The organism is Pseudophaeobacter sp. 1A16562 (assembly GCF_041008785.1).
Classification (GTDB): Bacteria; Pseudomonadota; Alphaproteobacteria; order Rhodobacterales; family Rhodobacteraceae; genus Phycobacter; species Phycobacter gallaeciensis_A.
Window position 1 is genome coordinate 150,512 of sequence record NZ_JAXGFT010000005.1, and the last position, 18,843, is coordinate 169,354.

An 18,843-nucleotide genomic window follows, 5' to 3' on the forward strand; every position below is an offset into this window, starting at 1 on the left:
CTGTTAAAGCGGATATTCCGCAATCACACCGCAATATTCTGCATTATTATGCCGAAAGAAGGCATTATTGTGCATCTTTTCCTTTGCCAGCCTGCAAAGCTGCGGTAGGTTACTCACAACAGAACTCAGGAGCGCGACATGCCCCAGGCAATCGATTTTCAAACCGACCCTTCGAAGTATCGCCACTGGCGGGTGGAGTATGATGGCCCCATCGCAAACCTCTACATGGATGTGGACGAAGACGGCGGGCTGTTCGACGGCTACCAGCTGAAGCTCAATTCCTACGATCTGGGCGTCGACATCGAGCTGTCCGACATCGTGCAGCGGATGCGGTTCGAACACCCCGAGGTCAAGGTGGTGATCATGCGCTCGGGCAAGGACAAGGTGTTCTGCGCCGGCGCCAATATCCGTATGCTGGGCGGCGCCAGCCACGCCCACAAGGTGAACTTCTGTAAATTCACCAACGAGACCCGCAACACCTACGAGGCCGCCGAGGCGGATTCGGGTCAGAAGTACATTGCCGCCGTTCAGGGCGCCTGCGCCGGTGGTGGCTATGAACTGGCCCTCGCCTGCAACTATATCATGCTGACCAATGACAGCGCCTCCTCTGTCGCCCTGCCCGAAGTGCCGCTGCTGGCGGTTCTGCCCGGCACCGGCGGGCTGACCCGTGTCACCGACAAACGCAAGGTGCGCCGCGATCTGGCCGATATCTTCTGCTCGGTCGAAGAAGGCGTCAAAGGCCAGCGCGCCGTCGACTGGCGTCTGGTGGACGAGGTGGTGCCGAATTCGAAATTCGCCGACACCGTTGCCGAACGCGCCCAGGAATTTGCTGCTGCCAGCAGTAAGGCAGACGGGCTGACCGGCATCACCCTTGGCCCGATCACCCGCAGCTTTGGCGAGGATTCCATCACCTATACGCTGGTCGAGGTCGAAATCGACCGCAAAGGCGGCCGCGCCACCGTGACCCTAAAAGGCCCCGATGGCGATGCCCCGGCAGATACCGCTGCGCTCCAGGCCGAAGGCGATCAGACCTACCTGCTGCGTCTGGCGCGCGAGCTGGACGATGCCATTCTGCACCTGCGCCTCAATGAACGCGAAGTCGGCACCGTGGTGTTCCAGACGCAGGGCGACGCCGAAAAACTGTTGGCGCATGAGGCGCTCTTGCTGAACAACCGCGATCACTGGCTGGCCAATGAAATCCTGATGTACTGGAAGCGCCTGCTGAAACGCGTCGACATGACCTCGCGCTCGCTGGTGGCCGTGGTCGAACACGGCTCCTGCTTTGCCGGGCCGCTGGCGGAACTGCTGTGGGCCGTCGACCGCTCCTACATGATGCTGGAGGAATTCGAAGGCGACAATCGCCCGCTGGCCGCCATCACGCTCAGCGAAGGGAACTTTGGGACCTATCCGATGGGCAACGACCTGACGCGGCTTCAGACCCGGTTCCTCGGCACCCCCGAGTCGGTCGAGGCGCTGCGCGATCATATCGGTGAGCCGCTTGAGGCCGATCAGGCCGAAGAGCTGGGCCTTGTGACCTATGCCTTTGACGATATCGACTGGGAGGACGAGGTGCGCATCTTCCTTGAGGAACGCGCCAGCTTCAGCCCCGATGCGATGACCGGCATGGAGGCCAACCTGCGCTTTGCCGGGCCCGAAACGATGGAAACCCGTATCTTTGGCCGCCTGACCGCCTGGCAGAACTGGATCTTCCAGCGCCCCAACGCGGTGGGCAGCGATGGCGCCCTGCAGCGCTACGGCACCGGCCAGCGCGGCGAATACAACATGGAACGCGTGTAACCAGGAAATACAGCGGTAGCCCAAGGCGGCGCCGCGTGACGGAGGAACGATATGCTTGATCTCATCAATGTCAGCTACGACACCCAGATCCCCAACAACGTTGGCCTGTCCAGCGATAAGAAGGTGCTGAAGGCGCTGGAAAAATGGCACCCCGGTTACATCAACTGGTGGAACGACCTGATCCCGCAGAACTTTCAGGAATCGATGGTCTACCTGCGCACCGCGGTTTCAGTCGACCCCAAAGGCTGGGCCAAATTCGACTACGTGAAGATGCCGGAATACCGCTGGGGCGTGCTGCTGGCGCCGCAGGTCGAAGGCCGCACCATTCCGATGGGCGAACACTATGGCGAACCGGCCTGGCAGGAGGTTCCCGGCGAATACCGCAACATGCTGAAGCGCCTGATTGTCATTCAGGGCGATACCGAGCCGGGCTCGGTCGAGCAGCAGCGGTTCCTGGGCCTCACCGCGCCGTCGCTCTATGACATGCGCAACCTGTTCCAGGTCAACGTCGAGGAAGGCCGCCATCTCTGGGCGATGGTCTACCTGCTGCAGAAATACTTTGGCCGCGATGGCCGCGAAGAAGCGAACGAGCTGCTGATCCGCTCCTCCGGCTCCGAAGAGGCGCCGCGGATGCTGGGTGCCTTTAACGAGGAAACACCGGACTGGCTGTCCTTCTTCATGTTCACTTATTTCACCGACCGCGACGGCAAGATGCAGCTGGAATCGCTGGCACAATCGGGCTTTGATCCGCTGTCGCGCACCTGCCGCTTCATGCTGACCGAAGAGGCGCACCACATGTTCGTGGGCGAAACCGGTGTGGGCCGGACCATTCAGGCCACCTGCGAAGCGATGAACAAGGCCGGGATCACCGACCCCTATGACATCAACAAGATCCGCGACCTGGGTGTCATTGACCTGCCCACCATCCAGAAAAAGCTGAACCTGCACTACACGCTGTCGCTGGATCTCTTTGGTCAGGAAGTTTCCACCAACGCCGCCAATGCCTTCAACTCGGGCATCAAGGGGCGTTACATGGAAATGCGCCTGAAAGACGACCACAAGCTGACCAACGACACCTACGTTGTGCGCACCGTCAAGGATGGTCAGATCGTCGCCGAAGAAGTGCCGGCCCTGACCGCGATCAACATGCGTCTGCGCGACGACTACGTCAAAGACGCCGCAGGTGGCGTGGGCCGCTGGAACAAGATCATCGAAAAGCACGGCATCGAATTCGAGATGAAGCTGCCGCACGAAGGCTTCCACCGCCAGATCGGCGTGTTCTCCGCAGTGCGCTGCGACCCCGAAGGCAACATCATCTCGCAAGAGCAGTGGGACGCCAAGGTCAAGGACTGGCTGCCCAACAAGGAAGACGGTGCCTTTATCCAGTCGCTGATGAAACCGGTCTACGAGCCGGGCAAATACGCCAGCTGGATTTCGCCGCCAAAGGTCGGCATCGACAACAAGCCGGGCGATTTCGAATACGTGAAACTGCACATGGCATAAGCAGGGTTTAACCCTCTCTTTGTCGGCGCCTGTCACACTGACCGGCAGGCGCCGGAATTCAACAGCCAGACCGGAGGATCCCCAGATGGACATCACCCGCAGCCAAGCTGAAACGCCCAATGCCAACCGTGTGTCGGTTCAGATCAATGGCCTCAAAGGCCCCTGTGTGGGCTGTTCCGACTGTGTCGGCATGTGTCGCGAGCTGATCGATGCGCTGACCGTGCCCGATGCGATCCTCAAAAAAGCGCCGAGAAGCTGAATGACCAACGCCCCCACCGCGCCGCTGAAACAGCATCTGATCGATCCCGAGATCTGCATCCGCTGCTACACCTGCGAAATGACCTGCCCCGAAGAGGCGATCGAGCATGACGACATGAACGTCGTGGTCGACGCGGAGAAATGCAATTTCTGCATGGATTGCATCCCGGTCTGCCCGACCGGCTCAATCGACGAATGGCGGGTGGTGAACACCCCCTATTCGGTGGATGAGCAGTTCGAATGGATGGAACTGCCCGAGCAGGAAGAGATTTCCGGCGGCGGCGCTGCCGAAGGCGATATCGAGGCAATGGACGATGCCGTTGCTGCGCTGCTGGCCGATGCCCATGCCGGCGCGGGCGGCAAGGCGACCGCCCCCGCGAGCGCCAGCAAGCCGGTGATCAACATGTACACCCCCGGCAAACCGGCCCGGGTCAAGGTGCAGGGCAATTACCGGCTGACTGACAAGGACAGCGACAGCGATGTACGGCACATCATTCTTGATCCGGCGGGCCTGCCCTTTCCGGTTCTCGAAGGCCAAAGCATCGGTATCATCCCCCCCGGCACCGACGCCGAAGGCAAACCGCATCTGCCGCGGCTTTATTCCGTGTCCAGCCCGCGCGACGGCGAACGCCCCGGCTATCACAACATCTCGCTGACCGTGAAACGCGAGGAACAGGGCCTGTGCTCCAACTATGTCTGCGACCTTGCTGCGGGCGACGAGGTACAGGTGACAGGGCCCTTCGGCGCCACCTTCCTGCTGCCCTCGGATCCGGCTGCTGACATCATGATGATCTGCACCGGCACCGGTTCGGCCCCCTTCCGCGCCTTCACCATGCGCCGCCTGCGTGAGGCACCGCATGAGACCGGCAAGATGACTCTGATCTTTGGCGCCCGCCGCCCGGGTGAGCTGCCCTACTTCGGCCCGCTAAAAAAGATCCCCGATACGTTCATGACCAAACTCTTTGCCTTTTCCCGGCAGGAGGACGCGCCCAAGCAATACGTGCAGGACCGTCTGCGCGAGGAATCCGACCGGGTTGCCGCGCTGATGCAGAACCCGGCCGGCCATATCTATATCTGCGGGCTGAAAGCAATGGAGCAAGGCGTCGAAGAAGCCTTGCGTGATATTGCCCGCTCCCATGGTTTGAACTGGGCCGAACTGCGCGATAAGATGCGCACCGACGGACGTTACCACGTCGAAACCTATTGAGCCGCAGGACAAAACCCAGATGACAGACCAGATCGCCCCCGCCGGACAGGACGCCGGGACGGAGAACTTCGTGCACGAAATCCGCGTCGGTTGGGGCGACTGCGATCCGGCCAAGATCGCCTATACCGGCCGCCTGCCCGCCTTTGCGCTGGAGGCGATCGATGCTTGGTGGGAACATAACCTGGATGGCGATGGCTGGTTCCAGATGGAACTGGACCGCGGCACCGGCACGCCCTTCGTGAACATGAACATCGATTTCCGCTCGCCGGTGACCCCACGCCACCGGCTGATGTGCGAGGTCTGGCCCTGCAAGCTCGGCACCAAATCGATCACCTTCCGGGTGGATGCACGGCAGGACGGTGTTTTGTGTTTCGAAGGCACCTTTACCTGCGTCTTTATCGATCCGACCAATTTCACCGCCAAGGCGGCCCCCCCGGATTACCGCGCCGTGGTCGAACCCCGGTTGCGCCCGGCCTAGGTTCCCATTCCCCGCTCCCGCGCCCCACTGAGGTGGGGTCCCGCAAGATAATGCACTCCGCAGCCGCGCCCGTACCGGTTTTCATTTGAACCGGATGCGGCAGCGCCTTAAGTTTGTGCATTATGTTTCATATATCGGCGCCGCATGAGTGAGATCACCAATTTCCGGGGCGAAACCCGGCCCGCGCAGGACAAAAGCGAGATCGACCAGGTCGTTCCCGCCCTGATTTCACGCGTGGGGGAACGGGTCCGCAAGGCACGCGAGCGCAAGGGTATTCCGCGCCGGGTTCTATCGGACCGTTCGGGTGTGTCGCCGCGCTATCTGGCGCAGCTGGAGGCCGGAGAGGGCAATATCTCCATCGGCCTCTTGCAACGGGTGGCCGTGGCGCTGGATCACCGCATCGAATGGCTGATCGGCGAAGAGGATCCCTGGACCTCGGACGCGGTACGGGTGGCGGATCTTTATCGCGGCGCCACCAGCAGCATCCAGCAGGCGGTTCTGGACCTCTTGGCGCCGCAGACGCCGGAAACCCAGCGCGCCGGGCGCGTCTGTCTGGTGGGTCTGCGCGGCGCAGGCAAATCGACCCTTGGCAGCATGGCGGGCAAGGAGCTGGGCATTCCCTTTGTCGAGCTGAACAGCGAAATCGAAAGCCAGTCCGGCATGCCGGTGTCCGAACTGATGGCGCTTTACGGCCAGGAAGGCTACCGCCAACTGGAGGCGCAGGCGATCAACCGCATCATCGCAACCCATGACAGCCTGATCCTGGCCGTCGCGGGCGGCATCGTCGCCGAGCCGGAGACCTATACCAACGTTCTGGCGCATTTTCACACCATCTGGATCAAGGCCCGGCCCGATGAACATATGGCGCGGGTGCGGGCGCAGGGCGATGAACGCCCGATGGCGGGCAACCCCGAGGCGATGGAGCAGCTCCGCTCGATCCTGACCAGCCGCGAGGCCCTGTATGGCAGGTCGCTGGCACAACTGGACACCTCGGATCAGACCGTGGATCAGTCGCTGGCCAGCCTGATCACCATGGTGCGGGAGCGTGGCTTTACCGGCTGATCCGGATTGCATCCGCAGGCGTGTCTCACAGCGGGTCGTGCATCCAATCATCGGCGAAGGTAACGGTTTGCAACCCGGCGAAGCGCGCCACCCTATCGAGTTCCGCCTCCAGCCTGCCGATCCGCGGCACTGACCAGCTGACCCCGCGCTCGGGCCAGACGGCGGTGATATTCAGCTGCCCCGCGCCGCGATCCGCTTTCATGTCGATCCGCCCCACCAGACGCTTCCGCTCCATCAGCGGGAAGACGTAGTAACCGTATTTGCGCTTGGGTGCGGGGGTGAAGACCTCGATCCGATAGTGAAAGCCGAACAGGCGTTCGGCCCGCTTGCGATCGCGCAGGGCCGGGTCAAAGGGGCTCAGCACCCGCATCCGCCCCGGCGCCGGACCCAACGCCTCGGCCTGTTCCACGATGCCCGGGCGCGCCAGCACCCGGCGCCAGCCACCATCGGCCTGTTCGATCTCGACCTCCTCAAGGGCACCGGATTGCAGCTGCGCCGCTGCCCATTCCTTTGCCTCAGTGGCCGAAGCGGTATCCCAGAAGGCCGCGAGTTCGCCCGAGGTGGCAAAACCCAACCGATCCATCGCGCCATTGCACAACCAGTCGACCGTCGCCGCCACATCCACAGGCGCGGCGCCCGGGTGCAGGTGTTCGTCGATCACCCGCTCGGTCAGGTCATAGCGTTTCTGAAACCCCTCGCGCCCGACCACCGTCAGCGCGCCAGACCGCCAGAGGTATTCCAGCGCGGTCTTGGAGGGATGCCAGTCCCACCAGCCGCCCGATCCCTTCTTCTCGTCCTTGCCGATATCCGATGAGCTGATCGCCCCGTGATCGCGGATATGTTCCAGAACGGTGGCAAACTGCGCCTCGAACCCGTCCCGCCGCCAGTTGCGCCAGCGGCTGCGCAGCAGATCGGCATCGCGCTGAAACCTAAGATGCCAATGGGTGTAATAGGCCATCGGGATCACGGCGGCATCGTGGGTCCAGTGTTCGAACAGTCCCCGATCCGCCTCGTACAGGCGCTTCAGATGGGCGGGGCGATAACTGGGCCTGCGGGAATAGAGGATCACATCATGCGCGCGCGCGACCGTGTTGATACTGTCGAGCTGCACAAACCCGAGCCGCGAAATCAGATCCAGCAGGTCAGCGCCCTTTGATGGGCCGCTCGGCGCCTCCAGCAGCGCGTGCCGGTCCAGAAACAGCCGTCGCGCCGCCCGGTTGCCCAGCCGTGCCCGCGCCATCAGCGCCGTTTCAGCGTATCGCCATAGGCGATGGTCGGGGTCAGGGTCACGTGGCGTTCGATCTCGGCGTCGGGATCTTCCAGCTGCGCGGCAATGATCTCCGCCGCCTTGCGCCCAATTTCCTGACGGCAGGCATCCATGGTGGCCAGCTTGCGCGGCAGCCCCTGCAACAGTTCAACCCCGTTGAAACCCGCAAGACCAATCTGCCCCGGCACGTCGATGCCCTGCTCCAGCAGATACAGCAACCCGCCGGCCCCAATCATGTCATTGGAATAATAAAGAAAATCCAGATCCGGAGAGCGTTCCAGCATTTCCGCCGTCATCTCGCGCCCCTTGGCCAGCGCCGAGCCGCCAGAGTAGAAGGCGCGATCTTCGATCTCGACGCCTTCCTTGGCCAGCGCCTCGGTAAAGCCTTCGAAGCGTTTGCGGGCGCGGTGGTCCAGCGGCATCTTGGTGCCCATGAAGCCGATGTGACGGTAGCCGGCTTTGAGGATCGCCTTGGCCATCTCGCTGCCCGCGCGGCGGTGCGAAATCCCGACCATCGCATCCACCGGCTTGCCATCGGTGTCCATGATCTCGACCACCGGAATGCCCGAGGCATTGAGCATGGCGCGCGCCGCCTCGGTATGTTCAAGCCCGGCAATGATCACCCCCGAGGGCCGCCAGGACAGCATCTCGTAAAGGACCTTTTCCTCTTTTTCCGGCTGATAGTCTGTTACCCCGACGACTGGCTGCAACTCGGTGTTTTCCAGTACCTTGTTCACCCCGGTCAGCACCTCGGGAAAGACCATGTTCGACAACGAGGGGATGATCACCGCCACCAGATTGACCCGTTTCGACGCCAGCGCGCCGGCGATCTTGTTGGGCACATAACCCAGTTCCTTGGCCGCGGTCAGAACCTTGGTGCGGGTCTTTTCCGACACGTCGCCCCGGTTGCGCAGCACCCGGCTGACGGTCATTTCCGAAACACCTGTGGCTTCCGAGACATCACGAAGGGTGAGCGGGCGCTTGTTGTCGGTGGTCACGGGCGTGGACCTCTTTGATTGTTTCCTGAGCGATGTTAGCGCAGACGGCGATGACAACACAATGGCAACCACGCCGACCTGCCGGATCTGAAAAATACGAGCACGCAGCCACATAGCATTGTGATGGCAGATGTGATTTGTTATCGCCTGAAACGCGCGGCCCCGTGGCTCAACTGGATAGAGCAGCCCCCTCCTAAGGGGCAGGTTGCAGGTTCGAATCCTGCCGGGGTCGCCAGTGATCAACTATTGGAAGATCAGGTTTGGGGTCCGGGTCACAGAACTGGAAAGGCGCCGTATTCGGTTGCCCATGTTCTGCCGTTTCGCGTTGGCAACATGTCAGACCAGGCACCGCCACCGACCAGTGTCAGCGGCGGACAGGTCGTGCCCCGCGCACCCGGTTTTCAGGCGGCGTTGGCTTCGGTGCCGTCTACTGAATTGGCTAGGTAGGCTTCGAACTCCTGGTCCATCCGGCCCTCGGCTCCGCCCACCGCATGAAGCCCAAGCGTGCTGAACCCATCCATGCTGGTCTTCAGTCGACCCGAATCCTCGGCAAGCTTCGATGTGGTTTCATAAACCGCACCCGCCCGGGTGGCGTTATCCAGCGTGGTCTGGCCCAGATCGCTCATGCTGCTGTCGATTTCCTGCAGGCTGAGCGATTGACGAGAGATTACTCCGGAGATTTCCGACATCAGCTGCGAGACGTCGATCACGCCTTGACGAATGCCGGACAGGCTTTGCCCCGTGGCGCGAACCAGATCGCTGCCATCGTTGACGTGGATCGAGCTTTCGGCAATCAGGGCCTTGATCTCGTTCGCGGAATCCGACGCCCGCGCCGCAAGCGAGCGCACCTCGGAGGCGACCACGGCAAATCCGCGCCCGGCCTCTCCGGCGCGGGCCGCCTCGACCCCGGCGTTCAGCGCCAGAAGGTTGGTCTGAAAACTGATATCCTCGATCACATCTACGATTTTGGCGATTTTAGACGAGGACGTTTCGATACGTTCCATCGCTTCGATGGCCCTCTCCACCACAAGACCGCCTTCTTCGGCATCCTTGCGGTTCAAGTCCGAGTGTCGGCTGGCCTTCTCGACCATATGGGTGGCCTCGGTGGTGCCAGCGGAGACATGGCTGACGGCGGCGACGGCCTCTTCCAGGGTGGCCGCCTGCTGTTCGGCGCGCTCTGCCATTTCCCGTGTCAGCTCCGAGGTTGAGCTGATTTTGTCGGCAACCGAATTGGCGCGTGTTGTGGCATCGGAAATGATCCCAGACCAGCGGCCGAGCAGATTGTTGTAAGATTCTCGGATCCCGTCGAACCGCGCCGGAATCCCGTCTTCTTGTCGGATCGGCCTGGTCAGGTTGCCCTTCTCCAGCTCGAAAATACCGGTGGTCAGCACGTCCAGTGCCTTGCTGTGTTCGGCATGCTGCGCCTCGAAATACGAGGCGATCACCCGCTCGCAATCGGCCATCATCAACCGGTTCACCAGTTGTACCTGTTTTGACAGCACCGCCCGGCTGGTCATCCGCTTGCGGACGAGAATATCCATCATATCAGCCCCGGCCGAGGAATAACCGCCGAGATACTGAATGAAAGGCAGGCGCAACTCGTAGTGAACCCTACCGACCCGAGCAGCGGAATCAAAATACTCCTGGTCGAACCGCCCCGAGAACAGCCGCTGCCAATGCGCCTTCTGGGCCGCTTTAGCGTGGGCAACCACCTTGTCATCGGCAAAGAAACGGCGGGTTTCCTCGCGTTCCAGCACGCGATCATAAAACCTCTCCAGCACCCGGCCGAGGTGTGGCACGAGCAGTTTTTCGGTCTGGGCGATCAGATCCTTGCTATCGGTATCAAGAGAAAACCACTGGAAAAAACTCTGATGATCTGTGGATGACATGTGACGCCCGTACCCTTGTTAAACTTGTGATCTTTCTGCCTTGCAGCATTTGATGACTAGTTAAAGACGTGCGTGAAAGTTACAAGAATACCGGCCTAAACCTTTGTGGTGAAATGATTTTAATTCACCATAAATTCGATTATTGAAATCTAAAAAAGAGAGCAGCATACCGCATGCATCCCGCCTTACGCCAAGGGTCCGCATTAAACGGTTCGAAAATGCCCTGAAACGCTCTTCTCTGCTGGCGTAGCCTGAGCGTGTCAGCCACAGGTCGCGGTCACGCTCCAGACGCGCATGGACTGATCCAAACCGCGGATATCCTGTCCGTCGTGACAGGTGAACTCATTCAAAAGCTCCGGCGCCTGCCCCTCGGCCATGACCTGCCCGCGTAAATCATCACTCATCACGATCTGCGCCTGCAGTCTGCGGGTCATTTCTTCGAGCCGTGCCGCCACGTTGACCGCAGTCCCGATCACCGCATATTCCAGCCGGTTTGCACCGATATCCCCCAGCACGGTCTCGCCATAGTGAATGCCGATACCGGCGCAGATCTCCGGCTCTCCCCGGCGGCGGCGGTCGCGGTTCCAATCCGCCAGCGCCTCTTGCATCGCAATGGCACAGGCCAGCGTATCGGTGGCATCCTGCGGTCCAGCCATCGGGGTGCCAAAGGTCGCCATCAGCCCATCACCCAGATATTTATCGAGCGTCCCCCGATGACGGAAAACCTCGCGCTCCATCCGGGCATGAAAGGCCCGCAGCAACTCGATCACCCGGTGGGGATCCTGCCCCGCGCTCATCCGGGTAAAGCCGACGATGTCGATGAACAACACGCCCACATCCTGGCTGCGCACCTGCTTCAACGGATCGTCGTTCTGCGACAGCTGGTCCACCACATTGGGCGAGAAATAACGCGACAGGTTGGCCCGTTCGCGTTCAAGCCCCGCGTTGTCCATCAGCAACCGACTGAACCGGCGCGCGGAAATCCCCAGCGTCACCGCCACCAGAAGAAAGACAAAGATCTCCTGAATGCGCAGGGGAATGTTGAAACTGTTCGGATCCATGATCGCCGCCAATTCGGTGCCTGGACCAAAAGCGGCCTGCGTGGCGGCGGTCAGTTCTGGAAAGGGGTCCGCAAACCACCACGCTAGGCCCAGTCCAGCGGCCCACATCGCAGAGGTCCAGACCCCGATCGCGATCACCGTGCGCCAGGAAAACGCCAGTGTCCCGCCCGCCAGGATCACAAAGAAATAGAGGAAGTTGTCGATCCTGTACTGCATCGCCAGCGGCAGATCACTGGGGCTGAAGGGATTCGGCGCCACCATGCCCACCGTCATGATCAAGAGGTCCATGAAGATCAGCAACAGCTCGACCCGGGAACGGCCCACCTGCCCATAGCGCTGGATCAGCCAGCCGTTGAGGCACAGGAGCAGCAGAATGCCATGATAATAGAGCACGTCCCAGGTCGGGCTGACGGCAACCAGAAAAACCGAGATGACAGCCATCGCAATCCAGCGCGCCCGCACCGCGAGTTCCAGACCCTCGCGCTTGTGCGCCTCCAGCGCCGCCGCTGCGTATTGGCTGTCCCCCACGGGATCCGCCGCATTGACCGTCTCAGCGGCGCGCATCTGCTGCGCCGCACCCAGAGCCGTATCCGCCATCGTCCGTTCCTTCGTTCCCGATCCGACCATAGGCATCACCCCGGCGGGACGCACCCCCTATCCCGCAGGTAGAACCAAAAAAGCCCCGCCAGATCGGCGGGGCAAGGTGAGGTGCCCGCGCCCCTGACCAAAGGTCGGGGCACAGACACCAGCGGTGTTGTTTGGTTTTCTCGGTTAGATCAGGCCTGCATTTCCGCGCGGATCTGCTGACGCAGAACATCGATCGGAACGGTTTTGCCATCGCGGCGGAAGCACCAGTAGGTCCATCCATTGCAGGACGGTGCGCCTTCCAGCGCGGCGCCGACCTGATGGATCGAGCCTTTGACCTCGCCGCCGACCAGCGTACCATCGGCGCGCACCTTGGCCTTGTGGCGCTGGTTCATCGAGAACAGCTCTTCGCCGGGGCGCAGCATTCCGCGTTCGACCAGTTGGCCAAAGGGAACACGCGGTTCCGCGCGTTTGCTGGCCGAAACCTGCAGGGCTTCACGGTCGAACTTGCGCACTGCCTTGATGCGTTTTGCTGCCACCTCGCGGTAGGCCTCTTCCTGTTCAATCCCGATGAATTCACGGCCCAGCATCTTGGCCACGGCACCGGTGGTACCAGTGCCAAAAAAGGGATCAAGCACCACGTCACCCGGGTTGGTCGAGCCGACCAGGATGCGGTGCAGCAGCGATTCCGGCTTTTGCGTCGGATGCGCCTTGTCGCCATTCTCGTTCTTCAGACGCTCATGCCCGGTGCAGATCGGCAGCACCCAGTCGCTGCGCATCTGGATGCCTTCGTTGAGGGCCTTCAGCGCTTCGTAGTTGAAGGTGTATTTTGCGCCTTCCGACTTCGACGCCCAGATCATCGTCTCGTGGGCGTTGGTATAGCGCTTGCCACGGAAGTTCGGCATCGGGTTGGACTTGCGCCAGATCACATCATTCAGGATCCAGTAGCCTTCGTCCTGCAGCGCCGATCCGACCCGGAAGATGTTGTGGTACGAGCCAATCACCCAGATCGAGCCGTTCGGCTTCAGGATCCGGCGCGCCTCGCGCAGCCAGGCGCGGGTGAAATCGTCATAGACCTTGAAGCTGTCGAACTGATCCCAGTGATCATCGACCGCATCGACCTTGCTGTTGTCGGGGCGATGAAGCTGGCCCTTCAGCTGCAGGTTATAAGGGGGGTCCGCGAAGATCAGATCGACGGAATTTGCCGGGAGTCCGGCCATGACCTCGATGCAATTGCCACCAAGAATCGCGTTTAGAGGGAGCGCCGCGGCGCCCTTCGTCATGGTTTTGTTCATTTGCTCTGCCTCAATAACCACGGCGCATTTTTGCGCTCATTTTGGTTATCCACAGGATGAGTCATCCGGGATTCGAGGTCAATTTGTTTTTTAGAACAGCAGCCTACGGTTCACTCTTGATACAATATCTTGTGGACCGGCTTGAAGGATCTCCGATGATGTGGGGTGACGCCCAATTCCTCCAGCGCCATGCGGTGCTGTTTCGACGGGTAGCCTGCGTTTTTCTCCCATCCATATCCTGGAAACTGTTGCGCTAAATCCACCATGATCCGATCCCGGGCCTCTTTGGCCACGATCGAGGCCGCCGCGATCGACAGTGATTTGCCGTCTCCCTTGACCACCGCTTCAGCCGGAATCTGTAGCCCGTTGGGGATCATGTTCCCGTCGATCAGCAGGTAGTCCGGCTGCGGGTTCAGAGCTGCCACGGCGCGTTCCATCGCCAGATGCGAGGCGCGGAGAATATTAAGGGAATCAATCTCTTCAACGGTGGCATGGGCAATCGCAACCACCCCATTGTCAAAGATCGCCTGCTCCACCGCCTGGCGTTTTTTCGGGCTCAGTTTCTTGGAATCATTCAGCCCCTCGGGAATGCATTCAGGGGTCAGTATGACGGCTGCTGCCGTGACCGGTCCGGCCAATGGCCCCCGGCCCACCTCATCCACTCCGGCGATGATCAGGGACCCGCGGGCGCGGGCGGCGTCTTCAAGGCTGTAATCTGGCTGGTCCATGGATCCGAGAGACCCAAACCAGCGCAGTTTTGCAATCCCGTCACGCCCGGCCAAAGGAAAAAGAGGGGCAATGCCCCTCTGAAATCGCCTCTTACTGTTGCGGAAATATCACCGCCCTGCCCGTCACCGGCGCACCAACCGGTAACCTCGGTTCTGCAGGCAGGTCGGCTTGTAACCGCTGCGATGCTTATGCCCGTTCCAGAAGGTCACCCGGCAGACCTGCGGCAGCGCCGATTCGTACCGGTATTGGCGCTTCAGGCAGTTCTCCCCGACCAAGGTGTGGCTGCGGCTGTAGCGCGGGAAATAGCGCACGCATTGCGCCGGAAGGTCATAACGCGCCACCCGGGGCGGCAGCGGGCGCGATCCGTGATGCGGACGACCGTGGTGGGGGTGCGCGCCGTGCTGAGGATACCCATGGCCGTGCGGCGGCGTGGTCACCGGTGCAGTGTAACGGTCCTGGTGCCGCGCATCATTGATCGCCGCGCCCAGAATGCCAAGCAGAGCCACCCCTGCCAGCACCTTTGCCACGTCTTCGTCGGCACGGGCAGGCGCGGCGGAGATACCGGTGATAGCCAGCGACAGCGACAGAATCAACGCAATGAACTTGCGGTGGGATTTGCCCTGTGGGCAGCGGCGGGTGGAAGCGGAGTAGATCATATCAAAGCCTTTCATCAGGGGCGCAGGGCGGCATGTCGTTGAATGTTTCATCGTGGCCAGTAGCCGGTGATCCAACCCTGGCTTTGCTGCCGCCGGACAGGCAATAACGCCCCCCTGATATCGGATATCAGCCCCGCCAAGACGCTGCTGTTATTGAATATCTGCGCGATCGGGCGCAGGGTTGCGTCATGAAACACATGCTCCTGATCCCCCTCCTGGCTCTGGCCCTGACTGCGGGCGCGCCGCAGGCGCAGGCGGCCGATTGCTATGCCGATTACAAGGCCAAGCAGGACAACCCGCTGAAACTGCATTATGGCGTCATCCAGCTGTCCGGCCCCTGCAAGAAGGGCCCGGCCCGCAAGGAAATCACGGCCCGTCTGGCGCCTGCCGGATGGACCCTCTTGAACGTGCTGTCGGTCTTTGGACCCGAAGGCCTGCAACAAAGGAAGGCCAATGCGGGCTCCTATTACCTCCGTTTCTGAAATGCGCGCCGCGGGCGGGCGGGTGGTCGCGTTTGGTATCGTCGCCATCGTGGCGCTGCTGGCGATTGCCGGGACCTGGCTGCTGCTGACCCTGCCCGATGCCAACGCCTTTAACGCCCGTGTCGAACGGGTCTTTGTGGAAAACGATCTGACAACCCAGGCCGAGATCAAGCTGCTGGAGATTCTCGCCCAGTCCGGCACCGCCTTTGCCGATACGCTGGCCAGCTACCGTATGGTGATCTTTGTGCTGCTGGTCTTTGCCGCTGCGATGATGCTGGCGGCGCTGGTGGTGCTGACCATGCTGCTGCTTCTGAACCGGCGCATGGCGCAGATCGAACGCGCCGGCATTCAGGTCAACGAGCTGCTGATCAGCCGCGAGGAAAACACCGTCTATCTTAACAGCATGGGGTTCCGCCTGACCCCGGCAGCGATGGAGACCCTCGCGGCCCTGGCCGAGGCGCGGATGGATGATGATGTCCTGTCGGGCGCTGAAATCGAAGCGGTGATTTCCGGCCGTCACAGCAGCGATTGCGACGAGGCCGCCGGCGCCACCCGGATCAAACGCCTGCGCGATACCCTTGGCAACCAGATGATAAGTGAGCTTCTGGTCAAGAACATCGCCAAACGCGGTTATGTGCTCGCCATTAGCAAGGATGTCATCCGCATGGTATAATGCGCGACAGAGCACCGACATCGTGCGCAAGCTGCACATCACCTGTGCGGCATCTGCCGGTTTCGCATCTGGAAACCCGGCAGAGCCCGCCCCATATAGGACCAACTCCAAAGATCGGTTTTTAAAAAGGACAGCCCGGATGAATGTGCACGTTAAGCCCCCCGCCCGGGGATACGGCATTCTGGTCGAACCGCTCAGCGGTCCGGTGCGGGTGTTCCGCAACGGTGTCCTTCTCGCCGAAAGCAGCGCAGCAAAGGTGATGTATGAAACCCGCCTGCCGCCCACCGTCTATTTCCCGCGCGACAATGTGTTGGTGCCCCTCTCCGAACGGGTGGCGCTGCAAACCTTCTGCCCGTTCAAAGGCACCGCCTGCTATCACGATCTGAAGCTTGAGGACGAGCGCGTCGACAATGCGGTCTGGATCTACGAGAACACCCTGCCCGAAGCTGCCGGGATCACCGGCCATGTGGGTTTCGTGCAGGATGATGAAACACAGCTGGATCTGGGGGAGAACATGCTCACCCCGCCTGATTCCGGCAATATCTCCGGCCCGCTGATCGACTGGCTGCTGCGCGAAGCGGCAATGCTGAACACTCCCGAAAGCTTTACCGAGGCGCTGGCGGAAAAGCTGCGCGAACAGGGCGTGCAACTGGCCCGGCTGTCGGTGCTGGCCTGGTCCCTGCACCCGATGATCGCGGGCAAGAACTACGTCTGGAAACGCCGCTCCCCCGAGATCATCGTCACCGCACCCAGCTATGACCTCCTCAGCAAGCCGCAGTATCAGAACAGCCCCCTGCGCCATGTCTCGCAGGGGCTGGGTGGCGTGCGCCACCGGCTGCACCGGGATCTGCCTGATGACGCCTTCCCGATCCTGCAGGACCTGCGCAGCGAAGGCGCCACCGATTACGTCGCCATGCCGCTGCCGTTCTCCGACGGGCGTACCAACGTGATGACCGTGGCCAGCGATCACCCCGACGGGTTCACCACCGCCAATCTGGGCCTGATCTTTGAATGCAGCGCTGTCATCGCCCGCTATTACGAGGTCTTCATGCAGCGCGAGAACGCACAATCGCTGCTGGAAACCTATGTCGGAAAACGCTCCGGCGCGCGGGTGCTGGGCGGGGAAATCCGCCGCGGCGACGGGGATGAGATCGACGCCGCCATCATGTTCTGCGACCTGCGCAATTCCACCCGGCTCGAAGAGGATCTGGGCCGCGATGCCTATATCCAGCTGCTGAACGGCTTTTTCGAAACCGCCTCTACAATCGTGCATGACAACGGCGGCGAGGTGCTGAAATTCATCGGCGACGCGGTGCTGGCGGTCTTCCCCGCCGATCCACAGAAAAGTTACCGCGCCCGCAGCCAGGCACTGGCCTCGGCCCGCGCCATCGTCGATGCACTGCCAGAACTGGCGCGCGACACCGGGCTGGCGGCTCTGCAATGCGCCACCGGCCTCGCCTATGGTTCGGTCACCTATGGCAACGTCGGCTCGCAGGAAAGGCTCGATTTCACCGTCATCGGACGCGCCGCCAACGTCGCCGCCCGCTTGGGTGAATATGGCAAGACGCAAGGTCACCAGATCGTGGTCAGCGCCGATGTACTGAAAGATCCCTCCAATGCCATCCCCCTGGGCGAGGTCGAACTGCACAATGTCTCCCGCCCGGTGAACAGCTACGCGATTCCCACTTCCTGACCTGCCCTTCCGGCCCCCACTCTCTGGTGATGGGTAAAGGGCCGCACTGTGGCCGCGCGATAGCGCGGTTCACCCTTGAGGCAGCGCCAGAGGGTATGATCCTTGTGTAGGTCCGTTGAGGGCAGATCTGCCCCTCAATGGACCTCTCAGCAGATTCACTTGCGCTGTCCAAAGGACAGCGCCCGGCCCAAGGCCGCACAAAGGGGGCTGGCGCAGCCGGCCCCCTGCGGGCGCGGGAGTATTCGGCCTGCCCCAAAGACTTAGATCAGACCAGCAGCCACAACAGAACGGTCAGCGTCACAAAGGCGAGGCTCGTGGCGGTCAGCATAGCGAGGCTCGCCGCGCCCTCCAGACCCTGCCGCTGGGCCAGCACCGTGTAGATCCCGAACATCGGCATCGCCGCCGACAGGATCACCGCGCTGTGCAACTCTTCCGGCAGCGCCACCAGACCCGCCCATAGCAGCCCCGCCGCCGCGCCAGCCACCAGCGCCGGGTGCAAAAGCAGCTTGCTCGCCGCGATCTGCGCCGCAAGACTGCGGTTGCCGTGCATCGGCAACCCCACCAGCGATCCACCGATCACCACCAGCGACAGCGCCCCGGCCGAGGCCGCCAGCATATCGACAAAACGCAGGAACGGCCCCGGCAGCGCGAACCCAGAGGCCGAAACCAAAAGTCCCAACGCCAACGCAATCAGCATCGGCATCTTCGCCATGTTCCACAGGATACCGCGCAGTTTCGGCAACAAGGGCTGGCCCGGCGTGCTGCCCGCCAGTTCCATCAAGAGCAGGCACGTGGGGATCAGGATCAGGTTCTCGACCAGCAGGTTCAGCGCCAGGATCACCCCGGCCAGATCCGGAAAGGTCAACAGCATGATCGGATAGCCGACAAAGCCGTTGTTGGGACAGGTCGATCCCATCACGCCCAGCGCCCGGCGGCGCGGGTCCACGCCGCGCAGGGTGAACAGCACGAAGGAAACCGCGATGGTAGCAACCCCGCCCAAACCATAGGCCAGCACATATCCTGGCTGGAACACTTCGGCCGGGTTACGCGCTGCCACGGCGGAAAAGATCAGCGCCGGCAGGGCAATGTTCAGAACATAGGCCCCGAACCGGCGCATATCCTCTGGGGTGAACCAGCCTTTCCAGACGATCCCGTAGCCAAGGCCCAGCGCCGCATAGATCGGAAAGGTGATCGACAGGATCGCGCCCAT

General features: G+C 61.7%; 17 protein-coding genes and 1 tRNA gene. 10 read left to right on the forward strand and 8 right to left on the reverse strand.

Annotation, left to right across the window (positions count from 1 at the left end; all coding sequences use genetic code 11):
• Positions 1-138: 138 nt before the first annotated feature.
• The 6 genes from boxC (at position 139) to SM764_RS09030 (ending at position 6,305) form a co-directional block, all read left to right on the forward strand.
• Entirely contained in the window at positions 139-1,797 is a 1,659-nt protein-coding gene (gene boxC / locus SM764_RS09005) for a 2,3-epoxybenzoyl-CoA dihydrolase (protein WP_274833113.1), read from the forward strand.
• Positions 1,798-1,848: 51 nt separating this feature from the next.
• The gene (gene boxB, locus SM764_RS09010) at positions 1,849-3,300 is read left to right on the forward strand and encodes a benzoyl-CoA 2,3-epoxidase subunit BoxB (RefSeq protein ID WP_065271891.1); all 1,452 of its coding nucleotides are present in this window, start codon (positions 1,849-1,851) and stop codon (positions 3,298-3,300) included.
• An 85-nt stretch (positions 3,301-3,385) separates the two neighbouring features.
• Complete coding sequence (locus SM764_RS09015) at positions 3,386-3,559, forward strand: hypothetical protein (protein WP_165832684.1); 174 nt, start codon at positions 3,386-3,388, stop codon at positions 3,557-3,559.
• Positions 3,560-4,765, forward strand: coding sequence for a benzoyl-CoA 2,3-epoxidase subunit BoxA (gene boxA, locus SM764_RS09020; protein ID WP_369001572.1), 1,206 nt, complete (start codon positions 3,560-3,562; stop codon positions 4,763-4,765).
• Between the two features lie 19 nt (positions 4,766-4,784).
• Positions 4,785-5,243 (forward strand): acyl-CoA thioesterase, encoded by a 459-nt coding sequence (locus SM764_RS09025; protein WP_065271893.1) that lies wholly within the window; start codon positions 4,785-4,787, stop codon positions 5,241-5,243.
• A 144-nt stretch (positions 5,244-5,387) separates the two neighbouring features.
• On the forward strand, positions 5,388-6,305 hold the full coding sequence (locus SM764_RS09030; RefSeq protein ID WP_274829912.1) for a helix-turn-helix transcriptional regulator: 918 nt from the start codon (positions 5,388-5,390) through the stop codon (positions 6,303-6,305).
• Between the two features lie 25 nt (positions 6,306-6,330).
• Here SM764_RS09030 and SM764_RS09035 read toward each other — a convergent pair whose 3' ends face one another.
• Together SM764_RS09035 and SM764_RS09040 are read right to left on the reverse strand one after the other, a co-directional pair.
• Positions 6,331-7,545, reverse strand: coding sequence for a winged helix-turn-helix domain-containing protein (locus tag SM764_RS09035; protein WP_369001573.1), 1,215 nt, complete (start codon positions 7,543-7,545; stop codon positions 6,331-6,333).
• Positions 7,545-8,570, reverse strand: coding sequence for a LacI family DNA-binding transcriptional regulator (locus tag SM764_RS09040; RefSeq protein ID WP_065271896.1), 1,026 nt, complete (start codon positions 8,568-8,570; stop codon positions 7,545-7,547). Before SM764_RS09040 ends, SM764_RS09035 begins: the two co-directional genes overlap by 1 nt.
• Before the next feature lie 158 nt (positions 8,571-8,728).
• On the opposite strand from SM764_RS09040, the gene SM764_RS09045 reads away from it, so the two are divergent.
• Positions 8,729-8,805: transfer RNA gene (locus SM764_RS09045), tRNA-Arg, on the forward strand.
• Between the two features lie 166 nt (positions 8,806-8,971).
• On the opposite strand, the gene SM764_RS09050 is transcribed toward SM764_RS09045, so the two are convergent.
• The 5 genes from SM764_RS09050 to SM764_RS09070 form a co-directional block, all read right to left on the reverse strand.
• Complete coding sequence (locus SM764_RS09050; RefSeq protein WP_065271897.1) at positions 8,972-10,459, reverse strand: globin-coupled sensor protein; 1,488 nt, start codon at positions 10,457-10,459, stop codon at positions 8,972-8,974.
• Positions 10,460-10,719: 260 nt separating this feature from the next.
• On the reverse strand, positions 10,720-12,117 hold the full coding sequence (locus tag SM764_RS09055; RefSeq protein ID WP_490363076.1) for an adenylate/guanylate cyclase domain-containing protein: 1,398 nt from the start codon (positions 12,115-12,117) through the stop codon (positions 10,720-10,722).
• Positions 12,118-12,296: 179 nt separating this feature from the next.
• On the reverse strand, positions 12,297-13,400 hold the full coding sequence (locus tag SM764_RS09060; protein WP_065271899.1) for a site-specific DNA-methyltransferase: 1,104 nt from the start codon (positions 13,398-13,400) through the stop codon (positions 12,297-12,299).
• A 110-nt stretch (positions 13,401-13,510) separates the two neighbouring features.
• Complete coding sequence (gene rnhB, locus SM764_RS09065; RefSeq protein WP_368947628.1) at positions 13,511-14,128, reverse strand: ribonuclease HII; 618 nt, start codon at positions 14,126-14,128, stop codon at positions 13,511-13,513.
• A gap of 123 nt (positions 14,129-14,251) precedes the next feature.
• The gene (locus SM764_RS09070; RefSeq protein ID WP_369001574.1) at positions 14,252-14,800 is read right to left on the reverse strand and encodes a hypothetical protein; all 549 of its coding nucleotides are present in this window, start codon (positions 14,798-14,800) and stop codon (positions 14,252-14,254) included.
• A gap of 173 nt (positions 14,801-14,973) precedes the next feature.
• On the opposite strand from SM764_RS09070, the gene SM764_RS09075 reads away from it, so the two are divergent.
• The 3 genes from SM764_RS09075 to SM764_RS09085 all read left to right on the forward strand — a co-directional run bounded on the left by SM764_RS09075 (position 14,974) and on the right by SM764_RS09085 (position 17,633).
• On the forward strand, positions 14,974-15,267 hold the full coding sequence (locus SM764_RS09075; protein WP_274833117.1) for a hypothetical protein: 294 nt from the start codon (positions 14,974-14,976) through the stop codon (positions 15,265-15,267).
• Positions 15,239-15,940: a winged helix-turn-helix domain-containing protein gene (locus SM764_RS09080; RefSeq protein ID WP_065271902.1), complete on the forward strand. Its 702-nt coding sequence runs from the start codon at positions 15,239-15,241 to the stop codon at positions 15,938-15,940. The genes SM764_RS09075 and SM764_RS09080 overlap by 29 nt, the downstream gene beginning before the upstream one ends.
• A 139-nt stretch (positions 15,941-16,079) precedes the next feature.
• Positions 16,080-17,633: a DUF427 domain-containing protein gene (locus SM764_RS09085; protein WP_369001575.1), complete on the forward strand. Its 1,554-nt coding sequence runs from the start codon at positions 16,080-16,082 to the stop codon at positions 17,631-17,633.
• Between the two features lie 265 nt (positions 17,634-17,898).
• Here SM764_RS09085 and SM764_RS09090 read toward each other — a convergent pair whose 3' ends face one another.
• Entirely contained in the window at positions 17,899-18,843 is a 945-nt protein-coding gene (locus tag SM764_RS09090) for an AEC family transporter (RefSeq protein ID WP_369001576.1), read from the reverse strand.

Coding starts and splice junctions, on each gene's coding strand:
- boxC (WP_274833113.1), top strand. CDS start 139: ATGCCCCAGGCAATCGATTTTCAAACCGACCCTTCGAAGTATCGCCAC.
- boxB (WP_065271891.1), top strand. CDS start 1,849: ATGCTTGATCTCATCAATGTCAGCTACGACACCCAGATCCCCAACAAC.
- SM764_RS09015 (WP_165832684.1), top strand. CDS start 3,386: ATGGACATCACCCGCAGCCAAGCTGAAACGCCCAATGCCAACCGTGTG.
- boxA (WP_369001572.1), top strand. CDS start 3,560: ATGACCAACGCCCCCACCGCGCCGCTGAAACAGCATCTGATCGATCCC.
- SM764_RS09025 (WP_065271893.1), top strand. CDS start 4,785: ATGACAGACCAGATCGCCCCCGCCGGACAGGACGCCGGGACGGAGAAC.
- SM764_RS09030 (WP_274829912.1), top strand. CDS start 5,388: ATGAGTGAGATCACCAATTTCCGGGGCGAAACCCGGCCCGCGCAGGAC.
- SM764_RS09035 (WP_369001573.1), bottom strand. CDS start 7,545: ATGGCGCGGGCACGGCTGGGCAACCGGGCGGCGCGACGGCTGTTTCTG.
- SM764_RS09050 (WP_065271897.1), bottom strand. CDS start 10,459: ATGTCATCCACAGATCATCAGAGTTTTTTCCAGTGGTTTTCTCTTGAT.
- SM764_RS09055 (WP_490363076.1), bottom strand. CDS start 12,117: ATGGCGGATACGGCTCTGGGTGCGGCGCAGCAGATGCGCGCCGCTGAG.
- SM764_RS09060 (WP_065271899.1), bottom strand. CDS start 13,400: ATGAACAAAACCATGACGAAGGGCGCCGCGGCGCTCCCTCTAAACGCG.
- rnhB (WP_368947628.1), bottom strand. CDS start 14,128: ATGGACCAGCCAGATTACAGCCTTGAAGACGCCGCCCGCGCCCGCGGG.
- SM764_RS09070 (WP_369001574.1), bottom strand. CDS start 14,800: ATGAAAGGCTTTGATATGATCTACTCCGCTTCCACCCGCCGCTGCCCA.
- SM764_RS09075 (WP_274833117.1), top strand. CDS start 14,974: ATGAAACACATGCTCCTGATCCCCCTCCTGGCTCTGGCCCTGACTGCG.
- SM764_RS09080 (WP_065271902.1), top strand. CDS start 15,239: ATGCGGGCTCCTATTACCTCCGTTTCTGAAATGCGCGCCGCGGGCGGG.
- SM764_RS09085 (WP_369001575.1), top strand. CDS start 16,080: ATGAATGTGCACGTTAAGCCCCCCGCCCGGGGATACGGCATTCTGGTC.
- SM764_RS09090 (WP_369001576.1), bottom strand. CDS start 18,843: ATGGGCGCGATCCTGTCGATCACCTTTCCGATCTATGCGGCGCTGGGC.